The 19,161-nt window shown below is 55.1% G+C and carries 16 protein-coding genes; 15 read left to right on the forward strand and 1 reads right to left on the reverse strand.

Annotated elements, in window-relative coordinates:
- The first annotated feature begins 40 nt into the window (after positions 1–40).
- From ACAF76_RS06840 to ACAF76_RS06860, 5 genes are all read left to right on the forward strand, one after another.
- Complete coding sequence (locus ACAF76_RS06840) at positions 41–1,006, forward strand: ketopantoate reductase family protein (RefSeq protein ID WP_400163179.1); 966 nt, start codon at positions 41–43, stop codon at positions 1,004–1,006.
- The gene (locus ACAF76_RS06845; RefSeq protein WP_400163180.1) at positions 1,003–1,401 is read left to right on the forward strand and encodes a DUF3397 domain-containing protein; all 399 of its coding nucleotides are present in this window, start codon (positions 1,003–1,005) and stop codon (positions 1,399–1,401) included. Before ACAF76_RS06840 ends, ACAF76_RS06845 begins: the two co-directional genes overlap by 4 nt.
- 58 nt (positions 1,402–1,459) lie before the next feature.
- On the forward strand, positions 1,460–2,017 hold the full coding sequence (locus ACAF76_RS06850; RefSeq protein ID WP_400163181.1) for a helix-turn-helix domain-containing protein: 558 nt from the start codon (positions 1,460–1,462) through the stop codon (positions 2,015–2,017).
- A 118-nt stretch (positions 2,018–2,135) separates the two neighbouring features.
- Positions 2,136–3,758 (forward strand): bacillithiol biosynthesis cysteine-adding enzyme BshC, encoded by a 1,623-nt coding sequence (gene bshC, locus ACAF76_RS06855; RefSeq protein WP_400163182.1) that lies wholly within the window; start codon positions 2,136–2,138, stop codon positions 3,756–3,758.
- A 93-nt stretch (positions 3,759–3,851) separates the two neighbouring features.
- Positions 3,852–4,889, forward strand: a complete 1,038-nt coding sequence (locus ACAF76_RS06860; RefSeq protein WP_400163183.1) for an S-layer homology domain-containing protein — start codon at positions 3,852–3,854, stop codon at positions 4,887–4,889.
- A 96-nt stretch (positions 4,890–4,985) separates the two neighbouring features.
- Here ACAF76_RS06860 and ACAF76_RS06865 read toward each other — a convergent pair whose 3' ends face one another.
- Entirely contained in the window at positions 4,986–6,269 is a 1,284-nt protein-coding gene (locus ACAF76_RS06865) for an APC family permease (protein ID WP_400163184.1), read from the reverse strand.
- Between the two features lie 122 nt (positions 6,270–6,391).
- On the opposite strand from ACAF76_RS06865, the gene ACAF76_RS06870 reads away from it, so the two are divergent.
- The 10 genes from ACAF76_RS06870 to murD all read left to right on the forward strand — a co-directional run bounded on the left by ACAF76_RS06870 (position 6,392) and on the right by murD (position 19,120).
- Positions 6,392–7,303 (forward strand): LysR family transcriptional regulator, encoded by a 912-nt coding sequence (locus tag ACAF76_RS06870; RefSeq protein ID WP_400163185.1) that lies wholly within the window; start codon positions 6,392–6,394, stop codon positions 7,301–7,303.
- 114 nt (positions 7,304–7,417) lie between these two features.
- Positions 7,418–8,677 carry an adenosylhomocysteinase gene (locus ACAF76_RS06875; RefSeq protein ID WP_400163186.1) on the forward strand — a complete coding sequence of 420 codons (1,260 nt, stop codon included), beginning with the start codon at positions 7,418–7,420 and terminating at the stop codon, positions 8,675–8,677.
- 150 nt (positions 8,678–8,827) lie between these two features.
- Positions 8,828–9,259, forward strand: coding sequence for a division/cell wall cluster transcriptional repressor MraZ (gene mraZ, locus ACAF76_RS06880; RefSeq protein WP_400163187.1), 432 nt, complete (start codon positions 8,828–8,830; stop codon positions 9,257–9,259).
- Positions 9,260–9,278: 19 nt separating this feature from the next.
- Entirely contained in the window at positions 9,279–10,229 is a 951-nt protein-coding gene (gene rsmH, locus ACAF76_RS06885; RefSeq protein ID WP_400163188.1) for a 16S rRNA (cytosine(1402)-N(4))-methyltransferase RsmH, read from the forward strand.
- A gap of 28 nt (positions 10,230–10,257) precedes the next feature.
- Positions 10,258–10,686 carry a cell division protein FtsL gene (ftsL, locus tag ACAF76_RS06890; protein WP_400163189.1) on the forward strand — a complete coding sequence of 143 codons (429 nt, stop codon included), beginning with the start codon at positions 10,258–10,260 and terminating at the stop codon, positions 10,684–10,686.
- Positions 10,687–10,766: 80 nt separating this feature from the next.
- On the forward strand, positions 10,767–13,151 hold the full coding sequence (locus ACAF76_RS06895) for a penicillin-binding protein (protein WP_400163190.1): 2,385 nt from the start codon (positions 10,767–10,769) through the stop codon (positions 13,149–13,151).
- Between the two features lie 68 nt (positions 13,152–13,219).
- Positions 13,220–15,139, forward strand: coding sequence for a stage V sporulation protein D (locus ACAF76_RS06900; RefSeq protein WP_400163191.1), 1,920 nt, complete (start codon positions 13,220–13,222; stop codon positions 15,137–15,139).
- A 126-nt stretch (positions 15,140–15,265) separates the two neighbouring features.
- Positions 15,266–16,744, forward strand: a complete 1,479-nt coding sequence (locus tag ACAF76_RS06905) for a UDP-N-acetylmuramoyl-L-alanyl-D-glutamate--2,6-diaminopimelate ligase (protein ID WP_400163192.1) — start codon at positions 15,266–15,268, stop codon at positions 16,742–16,744.
- 43 nt (positions 16,745–16,787) lie between these two features.
- Entirely contained in the window at positions 16,788–17,759 is a 972-nt protein-coding gene (gene mraY, locus ACAF76_RS06910) for a phospho-N-acetylmuramoyl-pentapeptide-transferase (protein WP_400163193.1), read from the forward strand.
- Complete coding sequence (gene murD, locus ACAF76_RS06915) at positions 17,756–19,120, forward strand: UDP-N-acetylmuramoyl-L-alanine--D-glutamate ligase (RefSeq protein ID WP_400163194.1); 1,365 nt, start codon at positions 17,756–17,758, stop codon at positions 19,118–19,120. Before mraY ends, murD begins: the two co-directional genes overlap by 4 nt.
- The last annotated feature ends 41 nt before the right edge of the window (positions 19,121–19,161 follow it).

Raw genomic sequence — 19,161 nt, forward strand, 5'->3', positions numbered from 1 at the left:
GCTATTCTTTAAATAAGTATTGATTAATGTAGGTGAACAAATGGAGGCAGCAGCAATTCACTTCCGTACGGTTGTGGTTGGCGGTGGTTCTGTAGGCTTGTTATACGCTGCGAGACTCGTTCGGAGCGGTCTGTCTGTGTCGATTGTGACGCGCAGTCCACGGCAGGCGGAACAGCTTGGCGAAAGCGGACTTTTGTTCAAGCAACTGGATGGGCAAAAAGTCCTGGTTCCGGTCGAGGCAAGCCCTGCAGGCGATGGTTTGCCGGAAGCGGACTTGTACGTGCTGACGGTAAAACAGAACGATTTGCCCGGCTTGTTGCCGGCGCTTCGCGACACGCCTGACCATGCGCGCGTGCTCGCTTTGCAAAACGGCATGGGACACCATGAGCTGCTGACGCAAGTATTGCCTGAGGAGAGATGCTTTTACGGGATCCATACAGAGGGGGCACGGCGCATCCATGAGTGCGAAGTAGAGCACACGGGAAAAGGCGCCCTGCGAGTCGGACCGTGGCAGGAGCGGCAGGAGCAAGACTCGATTATGTCCGCTTTTGTCCGAGCAGCCAACGCTGCCGGGATCGACACCATTTACGAGCGCTCCATCGAGCCGTTCGCTTGGCGAAAACTGCTGGCGAATTCCCTGATCAATCCTTTGACGGCAATTTTTGAAATTCCAAACGGCGCATTGCTTGAAAATTCACATACAAACGTGCTGATGCGGGAATTGTTTGTGGAAGCATCTGCTGTTGCAGCGAGCTGCGGCCAAAAAATAGGGGAGTCGGATTGGCAGGAAATTGGCAGTATTTGCCGAAATACTTCCCGAAATCTATCCTCCATGCTGCAGGATGTGAAGCTGCACAGGCAGACGGAGGTGCAAGCAATCAATGGCTTTCTCGTACAAAAAGGGAAAGAAGCTGGTATCCCGACTCCGTTGCATGAAACTTTGCTTCGCATAGTGCTTCTCAAAACTTGCCTGGGAACTGAGAAGGAGGGAGGCGACAGTACATGACCGTGTTGGAATCGATCTGGTCTTTCTTATGGGGCATGCTTACCGTTATCCCATTTCTCGGTTTTCCGATCGCTTATCTGCTGATTTTTGCCTGGAAGCGGGACAAGCGGCTGGCCTGCAGGTGGGCAGTCAATGTTACGAATCTCCTGTTGATTCGCTCTACTGTCGTCGCGTACAGAGAGATATGGCCGGAGTCGGTATCGGGCTGGTGGTGGGTATTCTCTGTTTACTTCCTGCTGATCGCGTTGCTGGGCTGGATGCAGATAAAATGGAAAGGGAAGCTCTCCCTGAAAAAAGCCGGATTTTCCGCATGGCGATTGTCGTTTCTCTTGTTCGGATTCATCTATGTACTGTTGATTACGACCGGCGTAGTGAAGACGATGAGTGTCGTGTAAAAACGCAGATGTTCATACATAACCGTTTTGATATCCGAGTAGAAAGAAGGTTGGAAATATGCGACTTCCCATCGAGACAATCGGACACAAAATTCGTATGATTCGCAAAGAACGTGGTTTTACGCTGGAGATCATGGCCAGCAAGACCGGGCTCAGCAAAGGTCTGCTCAGCCAGGTAGAGAGGGGGATTTCACAACCGTCCCTCGACTCTCTTTGGAAGATCACCAAAGCGCTCGAGTCACCGATTATCCACTTTTTTGAGGATATTGACCAAAAGCAGGTGCATGTGACGCGCAAGCAAAAACGCAGGCAGTTGGTCTTCCCTGAATCTACAGGTACGTATTCGTTGCTCTCTATGGGTGGAAGCGCCAAGCTGGGAATGCTCGAGGTCCGGCTGCAGCCAGGCCAAGCGGTCGCAGACAAATTTGTCCAATCGGATGGCGAAGAGTGCTTCACCGTCATCACAGGAAGTGTAACCGCCCGCTTTAACGACGAGGAATACGTTCTTGAAGCGGGAGACAGCATTTCCTTTGATAGCGCCAAAAATCACCTGATTGAAAATTCCGGAGACGAGGAAGCGGTGCTTATCTGGTCCGTCACCCCGCCACAATTTTAAAGAATACGCTCATTCCTGCACTTTGACAACCCATTCAGGTGGGTTGTTTTGTTTTTTATGGCAGAGGAGCGTGTTATAATTTGCTTTGACCATGGCCTCAAGAAAGGTGAGCTTGTAAATGAAAGTAATGAGCGTAAGGCTTCCGCTGGCCAACCGATTGGCACATGATTACGTACTGGGGAAAGAATCGGCAGTCGCATGCTTCGGCTATCATCCCTACGAGCAGGCATCGTATCGGGAACGGCTGAACTGGCTGCGTGGTCAGGCTTTTCCCCATCGGGAGCGGTTGGCGGATGGATTATATACGTACAATCAAAGCGTGGACAATCATCCGGAAGCACTGAAGCGGATTGAGGCGCTGCGATGTCCGGACACTTACGTCGTCATCGGCGGACAGCAGGCAGGCGTGCTGACGGGTCCGCTGTATACGATTCACAAGGCGGTACATCTGATTCAGGCAGCGCAAAAACTGTCGGCTGAATTGCAGACCGAGGTGATTCCTGTTTTTTGGATCGCCGGAGAAGATCACGACATCGATGAAATCGATCATCTGCATTGGCTGATCGATCAGGAAAGAGGCGTACATAAGGAACGAGTAGAGCTGCAAAAAAAGGGAAGGAAATCGGCGAGCCAGCTTCCTGTGGACGAAGAGGCCTGTCAGCGGTTTCTGGAAGCATTTTTTCATGCCCATACGCAGACAGAGCATACGCCGTCGATCCGCGCCCTGCTGGAGGAAACACTTCGTGCCGCGACATCGATGGCGGATTGGTTCGCCCGCATCATGGCGCGGTTGTTTGGCAAGCACGGGCTCGTGCTGGTGGAATCTTCGCTGCCGTTCGTCCGGGAGCTGGAGCGCCCGATGTTTCGCAAGGTGATCGAGCAAAACGAAGAGATTTCCCTTCTGCTGGGAAAAGCGGAGGAGCGGCTGGAGGCAGCAGGCTATCCGAAGCAGTTGCAGGTGGCAGAAAACCAGGCAAATCTGTTCCTTTACGAAGACGGAGAGCGACTGCTGCTGGAACGCTACGCAGACCGCTTCGTCAACCGGCGTGCCTCCTACACGAAAGAAGAGCTGCTTCGCCTGCTGGAGGCAGACCCGCAGCGCTTTAGCGCCAATGTGGTCTCTCGCGCCTTGATGCAGGAGCATCTGTTTCCGACGCTCGCCTTTGTCGGCGGGACGGGCGAAGTGGCGTACTGGGCGTATTATCGCGACGTATTTGCTGCCTGCGGGCTGCAACTGCCGATCGTGGTGCCGCGCATGTCTGTCACGTTGCTGGAAGGTGCGCTGGGCAGGCTGCTGAATGGCTTTGACCTGCGCATGGAGCAGGTGCTGACCGGCTTTGCCGACTGGAAGCGCACGTGGGAAGCGCAGCAGGTTCGCCATCCGCTGGAACAGAAGTTTGCCGAGACTCGTGAAGCGCTGCTCGCCGTCTACCGTCCTTTGGTCGAGGAAGTCGTGAAGCTGGACCCGGGGATGGAGAGACTCGCCGGGAAAAATACGACGTTTTTGCTGGAGCAGGTCAGCTTTTTGGAAGAGCGGCTCATCCGTTCCTTGCACGAGCGCGAGGATGTCGCCTGGCACCGGGTGCGGCGGATCGAGGCGGCATTGCTGCCGGATGGCGGCTGGCAGGAGCGGAAACTGTCGTTTTTCTCGTTTGCCAACAAGCACGGCCTTACGCTTGCCGACCAGCTCGTGGAGGCTCCGTTTGCCCTGGATGGCAGCCATCAAATTTTTTGGTTGTAAAAACTTCCACCCCTTCCTTCTATTGTCCTGAAACATTTTCGGTAATTCCTGCGTCCTACGTAGGACAGGAGTGCTGGATGTAGGAGGATTGGAATGCGAAACAAGTGGAAACAAATCGGACAAAAAATCGCTGCGCACGTTCTCGCGTTCACCTGTATCGCAAGCGGGCTGTCTGTCGGCAGCGCGATACCGGCGACGGCACAGGAGAAGACCGCCTTTTCGGATACGAGCGGCCACTGGGCTTCCCGGGAAATCGCAGCGGCGGTGACAAGTGGCTTGGTTCGCGGATTTCCTGACGGCACGTTTCGTCCTGATCAGTCCATTACCCAGGAAGAGTTTCTCGCCATCGTCGAGCGGATCATTCCCTCCTATCCGGGACGAAACAAGGCGCAGCTTGAGCAGACGTCCTATATGGCCAGGGTAAAAGGACGCTGGTCTGAGGGGACCTACCTGCACTTGCTGTCGGCGGGAATAATGGCTTCGGGAAATCCCGGGGATTCGCTGGATCGGCTGGAAGGTGCGCGGATCATGCTGGCAGCTTTGGGGCAGCAGTCGGAGGGAGAGAAGTACCGGGCGACCAAATCGCAGTTTTTCCCTGACCTGCCTGTGGAAAACACACAAGCAGTGATGATTGCCTATCCGGCGTACAAGCTCGGCATGATGACGGGCTATCCGGACGGAACCTTTCGTCCCAAGGAGAAAGTCAGCCGAGCGCAGGCGGTCGTACTCGCTTCCCGCTTGAAGGACAAGATTGCGGAGCTGTTTCCAGGCGACGTCAGCGAGGACGAAAGACGGAAGATGGCAAACACTGTTGCAAACTTTGTCAAGGATGCACTGGAAACGCAGAAAATACGGCGCTTTGATGAGCTGGTCGGCTATGTGCAAGAGCGCAATCTCCCGGTCAGCGAGAAGTTTTTGCAGGAGCATTTCTCCTTTTTGAAGTACGAGCTGTACGATCCCGCCCGCATGCCCCAGTTCAACGAGCTGATTTATTACGCCCGCATCGGCAGGGACAAGTACCGGATGACGGTGCAATACTATGGGGGCGAGGGAATGGGCAGCATGGACCGGACGTTTTACCTCTCTTCCGCAGACAGCCGGACATTCCGCTTGATCGGAAAAGACGAGTAGGCAAAAAAAGACCACACATCGTATAAAAGGGGCTTTCCCGGATCGTCAGCATCGACGAAGGGAAAGCCCCGTTTCATTTGCCTGGTTTGCCTTTCATTAGGTAGAGATGCTGCCTTTCGGGCGCGTGTTGGTACGGGAAAAAAGCAGGACAGCGACGACGACGAGCAGTGGGTACAAGGCAGCCCAGCCGAGAAAAGGATACAAGCCGAGCGTACAGATCAGCGAGATCCAGGAGGCGATTTTGCCTGACAGGCTGTCGCGCAGCAGTTTGATTCCGGCGAGACAACCGCCGATGTACGTGGCGATAAAGGTAGCGTTCGGCAGCTCCAGCAGATCGGACAGGCTGACTATTCGGAAAAACAGCGCCAGCAGGACGAAGAAGAAGCAGATCGTCAGAAACAGCAGACCACCGACAGGGGTGCGGTAGCGGGAATGGAGCATCCCGAACCAGCGCGGAGCGACTTTCTCCTGTGCCAGCGAATAGGCGATGCGCGAGGCGGCGCCGACGTACACATTGGTCGAGGCGACACAAATAAATAGCGCAACTACAGCTACAAACCAGCCTCCGACGGGCCCGAGTGACAGCTGGATCATATTGCTCAGCGAGGAGGCGGTGATTCCGTTTCCGTAGCTGTGGGTGGCTACGGTCATCAACGCGACGGAAAAGTACAAAAGCGCAATCAAGCCCGCACTCCAAAAGACGCCGCGAATCGCATGGCGGGTATCGACCATCTCCCCGGACATATGGGTGACCGCTTCCCACCCGATAAAGCACCAGAACATCAAACCGGCAGCCTGGGCGACGCTGATCCAGCCGTTGGGCACAAACGGCGTGAAGTGGACAGCCGAGGCGTGGGGAATGGCAGCCATCACGGCGAGGATCAGAATCGACACGATCAGGGAGATGACAATCGTCTGCAAGCGGGCTGCCACTTGCAGGCCGATCAGGTTCATCCACAGCACGGTCAACAGAATCAGAGCTGCACAGATGTACGTCTGTGTATCACCCCAGTTGAAAAGCACGCCGATGTAATGCGCGCCAGTGACGCTGACAATCGGTGCGCCGAGCGGGACAGACAGCAGAAAGAACCAGCCTGTCATCGTCCCGAACCGGTCTCCGTAAGCCTTCCGCACAAAAGAGGAGACGCCGCCCGAACTGGGGTAGCGGGCGGACAGCAAGCCCATCGTAATTCCCATCGGCAAAACGAGGACGGACATCAGCAGCCAGGCCAGGATCGAGGCAGGGCCGGCTGTTTCGGCCGCCATCCCGGGAATCAGCAGTACGCCGGAGCCAAGCACCGAACCGATGTACAAGGCGACGATTTGCGGCAGTCCCAGCGTCTTTGTCAGACCGGCAGAGTGTGCGACCATTTTTTTCATAGCGAATTCCCTCACTGTTCATCGAAAATGTACGGTTAGCGTAGCATAGACAGAAAGATCGGTGTTATCTATAATATTAGATAATTACAATCGATATTTCCGATGGAAAGAGAGGGAAGAGCATGGATACGCGCTACTTGCAAACCTTTCGCGAGGTCGCCAAATGGCAAAGTTTTACGCGAGCCGGAGAAGTTTTGGGCTACGCCCAGTCCAGCATTACGACGCAGATTCAAAATCTGGAGAACGAATTCGGCGTGATTTTGTTCGAACGCTGGGGGCGCAAGATCAGGCTGACCCACGCCGGGGAGGTGCTGCTTGGCTACACCGAACAACTGCTGGCGATGCTGGATGAAGCGAAGGCGCAACTGTCGGATCACGCAGAGATGGCCGGCACACTCAGTGTTGGCACGGTCGAATCGCTGGCCGCCTTTTACCTGCCGCCCTACCTGCAAATCTTTCGCAAGGAGCATCCCCAGATGCGCGTCCAGCTCCACCCCGGAATTTGTGCCGATCTGCGCCTTGGGGTGAAAGATGGGACATACGATTTCGCCTTTATTCTCGACCAGCGGCACGAGCATCCGGATTTGATCCACGTCGACCTGGGCGAAGAAGAGCTGGTCGTCATCACCGCACCCGGCCATCGCCTGGCCCAGGCAAAGCGGGTGGAGGCGAGCGATTTTTCCGGAGAAAACTGGATTTTTACAGAGGCAGGCTGCAGCTACCGCACGATGATCGAGACTGTACTGCGTGAAGCCGGAGCCAGCGTCAACTCCTCGCTGGAATTCGGCAGCATGGAAGCGATCAAGCAATGTGTCAGCTACGATCTGGGCATCGCGCTGGTCCCGAAAATCGCCGTTGTCGAAGAGGTGAAAAACGGCAGCTTGGCGATTCTGCCCTTTTCCCATCCCGATGTCCGGGTCTACCGCCAGCTCGTCTACCACAAGAAAAAATGGATGCCGCAAGCGCTGCGCTATTTTCTCGAGCTCTTGTCCGCAAAGCAACTGGACGTACAGCGGCTGGCAAAGCAGGCGTAATTCGCTGCACTTTGTTTTTTGGTGTGAACAGGAAAAAGGGATGATGCCTGTACTTGCGTATGATATGATAGAGGCGAAGTTTTTCTCGATGACAAAGGAGGTTTCATTTCATACATGAACACAGTATCGGAAAGCATCGTAAAAGATATGGGTTTGGCGCATAACGGCCACCTCAAAATCGACTGGGTAAAAGAGCATATGCCAGTGCTCAACCGGATTCGCGAGCGTTTTGAGAAAGAAAAGCCGTTTGCAGGACTGAAAGTGGCAATCTCTCTTCACCTGGAAGCGAAAACAGCCTACCTGGCAAAAGTAGTCCAAGCGGGCGGTGCGGAAGTGACGATTACCGGCTCCAACCCGCTGTCCACGCAGGACGATGTCTGCGCGGCGCTGGTCGAGGACGGCATCCGCGTCTTCGCCAAGTACAATCCGGACCCAGCCGAGTACAAGGAGCACCTCATCAAGACTCTGGAAACACGCCCTGATCTGATCATCGACGACGGTGGAGATCTGGTGACAATCCTGCACAGCGAGCGTCGCGACCTGCTCGCACAAGTACGCGGCGGCGCGGAAGAGACGACGACCGGTATCCTGCGTCTGAAAGCGCTGGAAAAAGAGGGCAAGCTCGAATTCCCGATGGTCGCCGTCAACGATGCTTTCTGCAAATACTTGTTTGACAACCGTTATGGAACAGGCCAATCCGTCTGGGATGGCATCAACCGCACGACCAACCTTGTGGTGGCGGGAAAAACTGTCGTCGTAGTCGGCTATGGCTGGTGCGGAAAAGGCGTGGCGATGCGCGCCAAAGGCCTGGGTGCAAAAGTAATCGTGACCGAGATCGACGCGATCAAAGCGGTCGAAGCGTACATGGACGGATTTGAAGTCATGCCGATGAGCGAAGCGGCAAAGCACGGCGACTACTTCGTAACCGTGACCGGAAACCGCGACGTCATCCGCAAAGAGCATTTTGAAGTGATGAAAGATGGCGCGATTTTGTCCAACGCAGGACACTTTGATGTCGAAGTGAACAAAGTGGAGTTGAAACAACTGTCGACATCCACGCGAATCGTCCGCAAAGACATTGAGGAATTTGTCATGGCTGACGGTCGAAAATTGTACCTCCTGGCAGAAGGCCGCCTGGTCAACCTGGCAGCAGGGGACGGACATCCGGCAGAAATCATGGACATGACATTCGCCCTGCAAGCTGTCTCCCTGGAGTACGTCAACAAGCAGTACGAGTCGATCGGCAAGCACGTCCTGAACGTGCCGTACGAACTCGACGCGATGGTGGCACAGTACAAGCTCGAGGCGCTCGGAATCGGCATCGACAAATTGACAGAAGAACAAAAAGCATACCTGGACAGCTGGGTCGAATAACCTGCGAACCCCGTCCTTTCCCGGTAAAAAAATAAACGAAAAAATCCTGCATACAAATGCGGGATTTTTTTTTATAATAGCAAGTAGGCACCCAAGTGGGGAAAAGTGGGGGAAAGTGGAGCGAGTTTGACGGAAGGTGGGGGACAGGGTATGTTCATGGGCGAATTCCATCACAACATAGATGAAAAAGGCCGCCTGACGATCCCTGCCAAATTCCGTGAAGGCTTGGGAAGCTCCTTCGTCATCACCCGCGGAATGGACCAATGCTTGTTTGCCTATCCACTGGATGAGTGGAAACAACTCGAGCAAAAGTTGAAGTCGCTGCCTTTTACCAAGGCGGATGCACGCGCCTTTACCCGTTTTTTCTTTTCGGGGGCAACCGAATGTGAGTGGGACAAGCAGGGAAGGGTAAGCATACCATCCAATCTGCGCGAACACGCATCGATCCAGAAGGAGTGCGTCGTGATCGGCGTCTCCAACCGCGTCGAGGTGTGGAGCAAAGAGCGTTGGGAAGCGTACTTTGCAGAGGCAGAGGGCTCCTTCGGGGAGATTGCCGAAAAGCTGGTTGATTTTGAGCTGTAACAGCGCAGAAAGAACGGGAGTGACAATGTTGTCCTTTCATCATGTAACGGTATTGCGTGAAGAAGCAGTCGCCGGTCTGAACATCAGACCAGGTGGGATATATGTGGATTGTACATTGGGCGGAGCGGGCCATAGCAGCCTGATCGCCTCGCAGCTCACGGAAGGTGGCCGCCTGATTGCCATCGACCAGGACGACTGGGCATTGGAGAATGCCCGCGAGCGTCTCGCTCCGTGGCTGGACCATGTGACACTGGTCAAAAGCAACTTCCGCCATCTCAAGGAGATCGTAGCCGATATGGGGCTCGGTGGCGTGGACGGCGTGCTGTTTGATCTGGGCGTATCTTCCCCGCAGCTGGACGAAGGAGAGCGCGGGTTCAGCTACAATGCCGATGCGCCGCTGGATATGCGGATGGATCAGCAGGCGTCCCTGTCCGCATACGACATCGTCAACGAATGGGAAGAAGAAGAGATCGCACAGGTGATCTGGGAATACGGGGAAGAGAAATTTTCCCGGCGAATTGCCCGGCAAATCGTCGCCTACCGCCAGAAGAAACCAGTCCAAACGACCGGCGAGCTGGTGGAAATTATCAAGGAAGCGATTCCGGCGGCAGCCAGGAGAAGCGGGCCGCATCCGGCAAAACGGACGTTTCAGGCGATCCGGATTGCCGTCAACGACGAACTGGACGCATTTCGCGAGGCCGTCGTCGATGCGATCGACGTGCTGAATCCCGCGGGCCGGGTCAGCGTCATCACCTTTCATTCGCTGGAGGACCGGATTTGCAAGCAGGTCTTTCAGGAGTATTCCAAAGGCTGTACGTGCCCGCCTGCGTTACCGGTTTGCACATGCGGCCATGTGGCGACAGTCAAGGTGATTACGCGAAAACCGGTGCTGCCGAGCGAAGAAGAGCTGGAAGCGAATCCCCGCGCCCGCTCAGCCAAGCTGAGAGTGGCAGAAAAAATAGACCAGTGACGGCTCAAAAGAAGGAGTGACACAAGAGATGAGCTATTATTACCGGGGCAATCTAGCAGTGGACATCGAGCGAGAAGAAAGCTCGCGGTCTGTTACGAAAGTAAAGAGAAAAATCCGTTTCAGGCAGTCGATCCCGACAGGAGAAAAGTTGCTCTATTTGCTCTTCATCTCATTGACCGTAGCTGGACTGGGGTTTGTCGGCGTGCGCTACTCGCAAATCTCCCAATACCACTATGAAATTCAAAGCGCCAAAAAGGAAAATGAGCGGCTGGCAGAACAAAACGCCGCTTTGCAATTGCAAATTGAACAGATGAGCAATCGTGATCGCATCCAGAAAGAGGCGGAACGTCAGGGCATGGTGTTTAACCCTGCAGCCGTACACGTAATCGGCAAAACCGACAAAATGGCTCCAGCGACGCAAACGACAGAAGACTCCCAACAGACAACGCAGCCTTAATGTTACTTGCGATTGATGCGGTAACATTTTTTTTCTTGCAGATTCGTTCCTGAAAAATTTACCTGCCGTGGAGTGAGATGATGGAAACGAAAAAACGTGTCAACTGGCGTATTCTCTTATTCGCTTTTTGCATCATTATCGGTTTTTCCGGTTTAGGCTTCCGCGTCTGGTGGCTCCAATCCGTGGAAGCGGCCAAAATCATGGAATACGCGAGAAGCCAGTGGGACTGGGAAAAAACGCTGAAGCCAAAACGCGGGGCGATCATGGACCGAAACGGCGAGATTTTGGCCTATGAAGGAAAAGCGTATACCGTAAATGCGCGGTTGAAGCCGCTAAACGACCGGGATGAGGACTATGTAAAAGACCCGTACTACACGGCGACGACCTTGGCCAAGATTCTCGACGCTCCGGTGGACAAGCTGCACGAATATTTGACCAGACCTGATTCCAAGGTCGTACTGCTGGGGCGGTGGGGGAACAAGATCACCGAGGAGCAGAAGGGGCTGATCGAGCAGGCCAAATACCCCACGCTGCCGAGCGGTGAAAAAGTGAAGACAAACCAGCTTCCCGGCATCTACCTGACGGAGACGACGCGCCGTTTCTACCCGAACAACAGCATGGCTGCCCATCTGCTCGGCTACCTCGATTTCGAGGATCAGCCGAAAATGGGGCTGGAACTGCAATTGGATGACGCGCTGCGCGGCGAAATGGGCGAAATGGCTGTCTTGACGGACGGTGCCGGCTACTTGTTGCCCGATGGCGAAAAAAGCTACAAGCCCGCAGAGGATGGGTACAATGTCTACCTGACGATTGACAGGCAGATTCAGGATTACGTCGAGCAAGCGCTGGACGAGATCGAGCAGAAGTACAAGCCCCAGGGGATGACTGTCGTGGTCACGGACCCGAAGACGGGGGAGATTCTGGCGATGGGGAACCGGCCGCAGTTCAACCCCAACCGATACTTCGAGGGCATTACCAACTACACCAACCACGCCGTTACCTCGATGTTTGAGCCGGGTTCCACGTTCAAAATTATCACCTTGGCTGCGGCAATCGAGGAAGGCTTGTTCAACCCGAATGAAGAGTACATGTCAGGTACATATACGATCAAGGGACAAATTCCGATCCGCGACCACAATCAGGGGGCGGGCTGGGGAAAAATCAGCTTCCTCGAAGGCGTACAGCGCTCCAGTAACGTCGTGTTCGTCAAGCTCGGCTACGAGCGTTTGAAACTGGATAAGCTCAGAGCCTATATCGAAAAATTCGGAATGGGTGCCGTGACCGGAATTGAACTGCCTTTTGAGAAAAAAGGAAACATCTCCAACCTGGAAAACCCCCGCTCTCCGCGTGACTGGGCAGTGACGACCTTTGGGCAAGGGGTTACGGTTACAGCGATACAACAGGTGGCGGCAGTCGGCGCGATTGCCAACGGCGGCGAATTGCTGAAGCCGCAGATTATCAAGGAAATGCGAGATCCGCTCACGGGTGCTGTCGTTAAGCGTTCCCAGCGCGAAGTCGTGCGGCGGGTGGTCAGCGAAGCGACAGCAAAGCAGACGCGCGACATCCTGGAGACCGTCGTTACCGGTGAGGCAGGTACAGGGGCTGCGTATCGCATCGACGGCTATCACGTCGCCGGAAAAACCGGGACGGCGCAAAAATATGAAGGAAACAAGATCAAGGAAGGCCATTACATCGCCTCCTTCATCGGCTTCGCTCCCAAAGACGACCCGCGCCTGTTGGTCTACGTCGTCGTCGATGATCCGCAGACGAACGAATGGTACGGGACGTGGGGAAGAACGATGGTAGCCCCGATCTTCAAATCTGTCATGGAAAGAAGCCTGCAGTATTTGCAGCAGCAGCCTGATTTGCCGGCGGGCGCAGAAGAGATCAGTAACGAGGTCAAAGCTGCGGGACAAAAAGCGGTAGCCAGACCCGTCCAGGAGATGACGCTCGCCAAGTTTGAAGGGATGTCCACCACTGCCGCGAAAATGCGCGCAGAGGAAGACGGGCTAGGCGTGACCGTCGTCGGAACAGGGACAAAAATCGTGGAGCAGCACCCGGCTCCGTATGAGAAGGTGACACCTGGGCAAAAGGTTGTGCTGATCACCGACCGCGTAGAAGGAACGCAGATGCCGGACTTTACCGGAAAATCATTGCGCGATGTGATGGAGTTCGGCTCGCTGCTGAACCTGCAGGTCCGGGCAGTCGGCTCGGGATTCGTCTACCAGCAGAGCATCAAGCCGGGAACGGTGTTATCCGGCGGCGAACTGTTGATGGTCACCTTGAAGGCGGAATCGGACCCCGAAGTGCCTGAATTGCCTGTAGACGCAGAGGCAGAAGAGGGAGAGACAGAAGCAGACGATTCCGAGACGAAGGTGGAGGAAGAGCAGGATACAGGCTCATCCGGGACGTCCCCGCCAGGCGATGATACGGGCCAAACAGGGCCTGCGGGCAGCGGCCAGTAACGGTTCTAACCTGTCCCCCCGAAGAATAGGGTTAAGAAGAGACAACCTTATTTTGAGGGGGGACTCGTTTGCGAGTATCCAACGCGACCGTACGCCGTCGTATCTTTATTGCGCTGGTCATCGGCATTGTTTTGTACACTGCGCTGATTACCCGACTCGGTTACGTACAGCTGGTAGAGGGACCAAAACTGGCTGATATGGCAGGCGACCTGCTGAAACGCGATATCAAATTTCAACCGGACCGCGGGCGAATCCTCGATCGCAACGGCAATGAACTGGTCACGAACATGAGCGTACCGACTGTAGTGGCAGTACCGGCCCAGATCAAAAATCCCGAAGAGACGGCCAAGCAGTTGGCGATCATCCTCGGACAAAGCGAAGAGGAAGTCTTCAAGGCGATCACCAAGAGGGCGATGGCCAACGACAAAATCCCGGGTGGAAGAAAGATTTCCGAGGAGACAGCGAGAAAAATCCAGGAACTGAATTTGCCGGGGATCTATCTCGCTGGCGATTCCAAACGGTTTTATCCGAACGGCACGATGGCTGCCCACATTCTCGGTTTTACCGGTGTGGACAACCAGGGATTGACAGGACTGGAGAAAATCTATGATCCGTTTCTCAAAGGCAAGGAAGGGTATGTTTCTTTTCCTTCCGACGCGACTGGCAGAATCATGCCAGGAGGTTCTGAGGAGTACGTCGCTCCTGTAGACGGAATGGACATGTACTTGACGATCGACAGCCAGATCCAGGCGTTTATCGAAAGGGAACTCGACCAGGCAGTCGTCGCCTACCAGCCCGATGATGTTTTGGCGATTGCGATGAATCCGAAGACGGGAGAAATTTTGGGCATGGGCAGCCGTCCCACTTTTCAGCCAGACAAGTACCAGGAGTATCCGTCAGAAGTGTACAACCGCAACCTGCCGATCTGGAAAACGTACGAGCCCGGCTCTACGTTCAAGATCGTCACGTTGGCTGCCGCGCTGAACGAGGGCGTGATCAACCTGAACGAAGGCTTCTACGATCCCGGCTACATCACCGTCGCGGGCAAGCGGCTGCGCTGCTGGAAGCGGCAGGGACACGGTCAGGAGACGATGCTGGAAGTAGTCGAAAACTCCTGCAACCCAGGTTTTGTCACGATGGGGCAGCGCCTGCAAAAAGAGCGTTTGTTTGAGTACATTAAAAAATTCGGCTTTGGCCAAAAAACAGGAGTAGACCTGATCGGGGAAGAAAACGGGCTGCTGTTTTCGCTCGATCGCGTCGGACCGGTTGAGCTGGGAACCACCTCTTTCGGCCAAGGGGTGTCGGTCACCCCGATCCAGCAGATGGCCGCTGTCTCTGCTGCGATCAATGGAGGCAAGCTGATGAAGCCGTACATCGCCAAGGAATGGCGAGACAGCGTGACCAATGACATCATCGGCAGGACCTTGCCGACGGAAGTTCGCCAGGTCATCTCGCCGGAGGTGTCGGCGCAGGTTCGCTACGCCCTGGAAAGCGTAGTCGCGCGTGGTACAGGCGGCAAGGCCTACATCGAAGGGTACCGGGTAGGAGGAAAGACAGGTACTGCCCAAAAGGTAAGAAACGGCCGTTACGTCGATGGCGAGTACATCGTCTCCTTCATCGGCTTCGCTCCTGCTGACGACCCGCAAATTCTCGTCTACTTCGCCGTCGACAATCCGAAGGCGCTCGCTTTCGGAGGTTTGATCGCCGCTCCAAGTGTCAAAAGTATTATTGAGTCCTCCTTGCAGCATCTCAATGTGGAGAAGCGAAAAGACGGAATCAGCAAGGAACTGAACCCGGCGCTGGGCGAGCGCGCCCCGATCGAGGTCCCCAACATGGTAGGACAGACGATGCAGGATGTCGCGACTACGTATGATACGTTGCCACTGGTCGTTTCCGGCAAAGGAAAGTACGTTTTGCAGCAATCGCCTGCACCGGGAACGAAGATCGATGAAAACGGAAAAATTCGCATATACCTTGGTGACAAATGAATTGATTCGCTATACAATGGGATTTCGGAGGCGGAGGAGAGTAGTCTTTACTACGGGCGCTCACCTCCGCCTTTGTACAAATCGTCAAGTTTTTGTCTATACTAGAGTAGATTGGGGTCCTGTTCCATGTTATTACGAGATCTGCTTTCACCTCTTCTGGCAAAGAAGGTACACGGAGACGACAACATTGAAATCACAGGCATAACCGCTGACTCTCGCCAGGTGAAACCCGGATACTTGTTTATTTGTCTCACCGGATTTACCGTGGACGGACACACGTTTGCCAGCCAGGCGGTTGAAAGGGGTGCTGTTGCGGTTCTTGCACAGCGCGATCTTGCCGTTGGCGCCACATTGATTACGGTAGCTGATACGCGGCGTGCGATGGCCATCCTTGCCGACCGTTTTTACGGTTCGCCCACCCGCGAAGTGAAGGTGATCGGCGTCACCGGAACCAATGGCAAAACGACGACAACGCATCTGATCGACAAGATTTTCCGCGATCAAAACAAGATGACGGGGTTGATTGGCACGATTCATATGCGCATCGGAGACGTAAGCGAGGAAGTAAAAAACACGACTCCCGATGTGATTGATTTGCAGAAAAGCTTTCGACGCATGTGCGATTGCCATACGGAGTACGCTATTATCGAAGTGTCATCCCACGCCCTCGAACAGGGACGAGTTCGCGGATGCGATATACATACTGCCGTTTTTACCAATCTGACGCAAGACCATCTCGATTACCACCAGACGATGGACAATTACCGCAACGCCAAGGCGTTGCTGTTTTCCCAGCTCGGCAACCACTACGAGTGGGACCGCATGAAGACGGCTGTTCTCAATGCGGATGACGAAGCGTCCAAACTGTACGAGCGGGTGACGCCTGCGCGCGTCCTGACTTACGGGATCGAGCAGCAGGCAGACGTGCGTGCGCGCGACATTGCGATCACGAGCAAGGGCACTTCGTTTACCGTGGACAGCTTCGCCGGCACACTGCCGTTTCACCTGAAACTTGTCGGGAAATTCAACGTCTACAACGCCTTGGCAGCGACTGCCGCAGCTCTGGCGGAAGGCGTGCCGCTTGCTGACATCAAGGCGAGTCTGGAAGCAGTTCCCGGGGTGAACGGGCGGTTTGAGTCGGTCGATGCCGGACAGCCTTTCTCCGTTTTAGTCGACTACTCGCATACGCCGGACAGTCTGGAAAACGCCCTGTTGACCGTTCGCGAATTTGCCAAAGGTCGCGTCTTTTGCATCGTCGGCTGCGGGGGAGACCGGGACCGGGGCAAACGCCCGATCATGGCGCAAATCGCAACAAAATACGCCGATTGGACCGTCTTAACTTCAGATAACCCGCGCAGCGAAGACCCGCAGGCGATCATCGACGACATGATCGCAGGGCTGGCTGGAGTGGAGGCGGAGCGCTACGTAGCCGAACCGGACCGTCGCGAAGCCATTTTCCAGGCGGTGCAACGGGCCAACAGCGAAGACGTGATCCTGATCGCCGGCAAAGGGCATGAGACATACCAGATTATCGGCAGCCAGGTGCTTCCGTTTGATGACCGCGAAGTCGCGAAGGAAGCAATTTCAAAGTATTGCCGTGAATAGAGACAGTATCGACTGAATAGCATCAGAGAAAGGAGGTTCGGGCATGTTCGCTGACAACGTACTCATCGTCACGATCGTCGCCGCGTTTCTCATCGCCGTACTCATCGGACCCTTGTTTATCCCTTTTCTTCGCCGCCTGAAATTCGGTCAGGCAATCCGCGAAGAAGGGCCGCAATCCCATCAGAAGAAAGCGGGTACTCCCACCATGGGAGGAACGATCATTCTTTTGGCACTCATTTGTACCGTGTTGAAGTTTGCAAATTCCACCATGGAAGTTTTCTTTCTTTTACTCGTAACGCTCGGATACGGCTTGATCGGATTCCTCGATGACTTTATTAAAATCAGAAGAAAGCACAACCTCGGATTGACCGCCAAGCAGAAGTTTGCCGGTCAGATTTTGCTGGCGATTTGTGCCTATATCCTCCTGTTGCAGATGGGCCACGACACCTCGCTGCACCTGCCCGGCACGCCGTGGAACCTCGAACTGGGGTACTTCTACTTCCCGTTCCTGCTCTTCCTGCTCGTAGGTACGACCAATGCCGTCAACCTGACGGATGGTCTGGACGGATTGCTTGCGGGCACAGGGGCGATCGCCTTTGGCGCGTATGCCATTATCGCCTGGTTCGGCCAGCAGTACGACACGGCTATTTTCAGTGCAGCCGTTGTAGGTGCGGTACTCGGCTTTCTCGTGTTCAACGCCCATCCAGCCCGGGTATTCATGGGTGATACCGGGTCGCTGGGGCTTGGCGGCGCGTTGGCAGGGATCGCCATTATGACCAAAACGGAATTGCTTCTGGCAATTATCGGCGGGGTATTCGTGGTAGAGACGCTTTCCGTCATTTTGCAGGTCATCTCTTTCAAGACGAGAGGAAAGCGGATTTTTCGCATGAGCCCGCTGCACCATCACTTTGAACTGACAGGGTGGTCAGAGTGGCGTGTCGTCGTCACCTTCTGGCTGGTCGGGATGATGTTTGCCGGACTTGGCGTATACCTTGAGGTGGTGACTATCAAATGAATCGCTATCGCGATCAGCACGTAGTTGTTTTGGGTATGGCAAAAAGCGGTGTGGCAGTGGCAAAGCTGCTTCACCGCTTTGGCGCGCATGTCGTCGTAAACGACCAGAAGCCGCGTGAACAGGCAGCGGGAGTAGAAGAGCTGGAAGCGCTGGGGATCACCTGCATCTGCGGGCATCACCCGGACGATCTGATCCATTCCGGTGTTTCTTTGGTCGTCAAAAATCCGGGGATTCCGTACGAGGCGTTCCCGGTTGCCAAGGCCGTGAGTCTGGGGATTCCGGTCATTACCGAAGTCGAGCTCGCCTATCAGATTTCCCGGGCGCCGATCATCGGCATCACCGGCTCCAACGGGAAGACGACGACGACGACGCTCGTCGGCCTGATGCTAAAGGAAGCGGGCATCGATGCGTTGGTCGGCGGCAATATCGGCACGGTGTTGTGCGGCCTGGCAGAAGAAGCCAGGGCAGACCAGTGGCTGGTCGCCGAGCTGAGCAGCTTTCAATTGCAAGGGACAAAAGAGTTTCGTCCGCGAATCGGCGTCTTGATGAACCTCTATCCGGCGCATCTGGATTACCATCATTCGCTGGAGAGCTACCTGGACGCGAAGATGAAGCTGTTTGCCAATCAGGGCACGGACGATGTCGCGGTGCTTCCGTACGATCAGCCCGAGCTGCGCGAACGCTTTGCCTCGCTGCAAGCGCAAACGTATTATTTTAGTAAAAGTGAAAAATTATCACGCGGGGCTTATGTGCAAGACGGCATGATCGTCTATGCAGACGGCGAGGGCAATGATGAAGAAATCGTCGCCGTAGCGGACATTGCCGTGCCACATGTGGACAATGCCTTGGCTGCCGTCATCGTCAGCAGACTGGCGGGCGCGGACAAGCAGTCGATCGTGCGCGTGCTGTCCGCTTTCGCAGGAGTCGAGCACCGCATGGAGTTCGTCGCCAACATCGCCGGCGTCTCCTATTACAACGACTCCAAAGCGACTAATCCGGAGGCGGCTTCTCGCGCGCTGCAGGCGTGCACGCAGCCTGTCGTCTGGATTTGCGGCGGGCTGGATCGAGGCGTTGATTTCAAGGAACTGATCCCTATCATGCAAGGCAGGGTCAAGGCGATGGTCGCGCTGGGCGAGACGGCTGACACGATGCTCGCGCGGGGGGCAGAAGCAGGGATAGGCGAGCGAATCCGTGTCGATACTGTGGAGGAAGCCGTTCAAGCTGCTGCCAGTCTGGCGCAGGCAGGAGACATCGTGCTCCTGAGTCCAGCGTGTGCGAGCTGGGACATGTTTCCTTCGTTTGAAGTGCGGGGGAGCATGTTTAAGGACGGCGTGCATAGACTTAAAACAAGCCTAGCATAACGTCCCCGGTCAGCCCTGCAACAGTAGAACATGAACACGAG

The sequence above is a fragment of the Brevibacillus sp. TJ4 genome (assembly GCF_044627595.2).
Lineage (GTDB): Bacteria > Bacillota > Bacilli > Brevibacillales > Brevibacillaceae > Brevibacillus.

What these genes read in the sequence shown, in the direction of transcription:
- ACAF76_RS06840 (WP_400163179.1), top strand. Translation starts at nt 41, where the DNA reads ATGGAGGCAGCAGCAATTCACTTCCGTACGGTTGTGGTTGGCGGTGGT.
- ACAF76_RS06845 (WP_400163180.1), top strand. Translation starts at nt 1,003, where the DNA reads ATGACCGTGTTGGAATCGATCTGGTCTTTCTTATGGGGCATGCTTACC.
- ACAF76_RS06850 (WP_400163181.1), top strand. Translation starts at nt 1,460, where the DNA reads ATGCGACTTCCCATCGAGACAATCGGACACAAAATTCGTATGATTCGC.
- bshC (WP_400163182.1), top strand. Translation starts at nt 2,136, where the DNA reads ATGAAAGTAATGAGCGTAAGGCTTCCGCTGGCCAACCGATTGGCACAT.
- ACAF76_RS06860 (WP_400163183.1), top strand. Translation starts at nt 3,852, where the DNA reads ATGCGAAACAAGTGGAAACAAATCGGACAAAAAATCGCTGCGCACGTT.
- ACAF76_RS06865 (WP_400163184.1), bottom strand. Translation starts at nt 6,269, where the DNA reads ATGAAAAAAATGGTCGCACACTCTGCCGGTCTGACAAAGACGCTGGGA.
- ACAF76_RS06870 (WP_400163185.1), top strand. Translation starts at nt 6,392, where the DNA reads ATGGATACGCGCTACTTGCAAACCTTTCGCGAGGTCGCCAAATGGCAA.
- ACAF76_RS06875 (WP_400163186.1), top strand. Translation starts at nt 7,418, where the DNA reads ATGAACACAGTATCGGAAAGCATCGTAAAAGATATGGGTTTGGCGCAT.
- mraZ (WP_400163187.1), top strand. Translation starts at nt 8,828, where the DNA reads ATGTTCATGGGCGAATTCCATCACAACATAGATGAAAAAGGCCGCCTG.
- ftsL (WP_400163189.1), top strand. Translation starts at nt 10,258, where the DNA reads ATGAGCTATTATTACCGGGGCAATCTAGCAGTGGACATCGAGCGAGAA.
- ACAF76_RS06895 (WP_400163190.1), top strand. Translation starts at nt 10,767, where the DNA reads ATGGAAACGAAAAAACGTGTCAACTGGCGTATTCTCTTATTCGCTTTT.
- ACAF76_RS06905 (WP_400163192.1), top strand. Translation starts at nt 15,266, where the DNA reads ATGTTATTACGAGATCTGCTTTCACCTCTTCTGGCAAAGAAGGTACAC.
- mraY (WP_400163193.1), top strand. Translation starts at nt 16,788, where the DNA reads ATGTTCGCTGACAACGTACTCATCGTCACGATCGTCGCCGCGTTTCTC.
- murD (WP_400163194.1), top strand. Translation starts at nt 17,756, where the DNA reads ATGAATCGCTATCGCGATCAGCACGTAGTTGTTTTGGGTATGGCAAAA.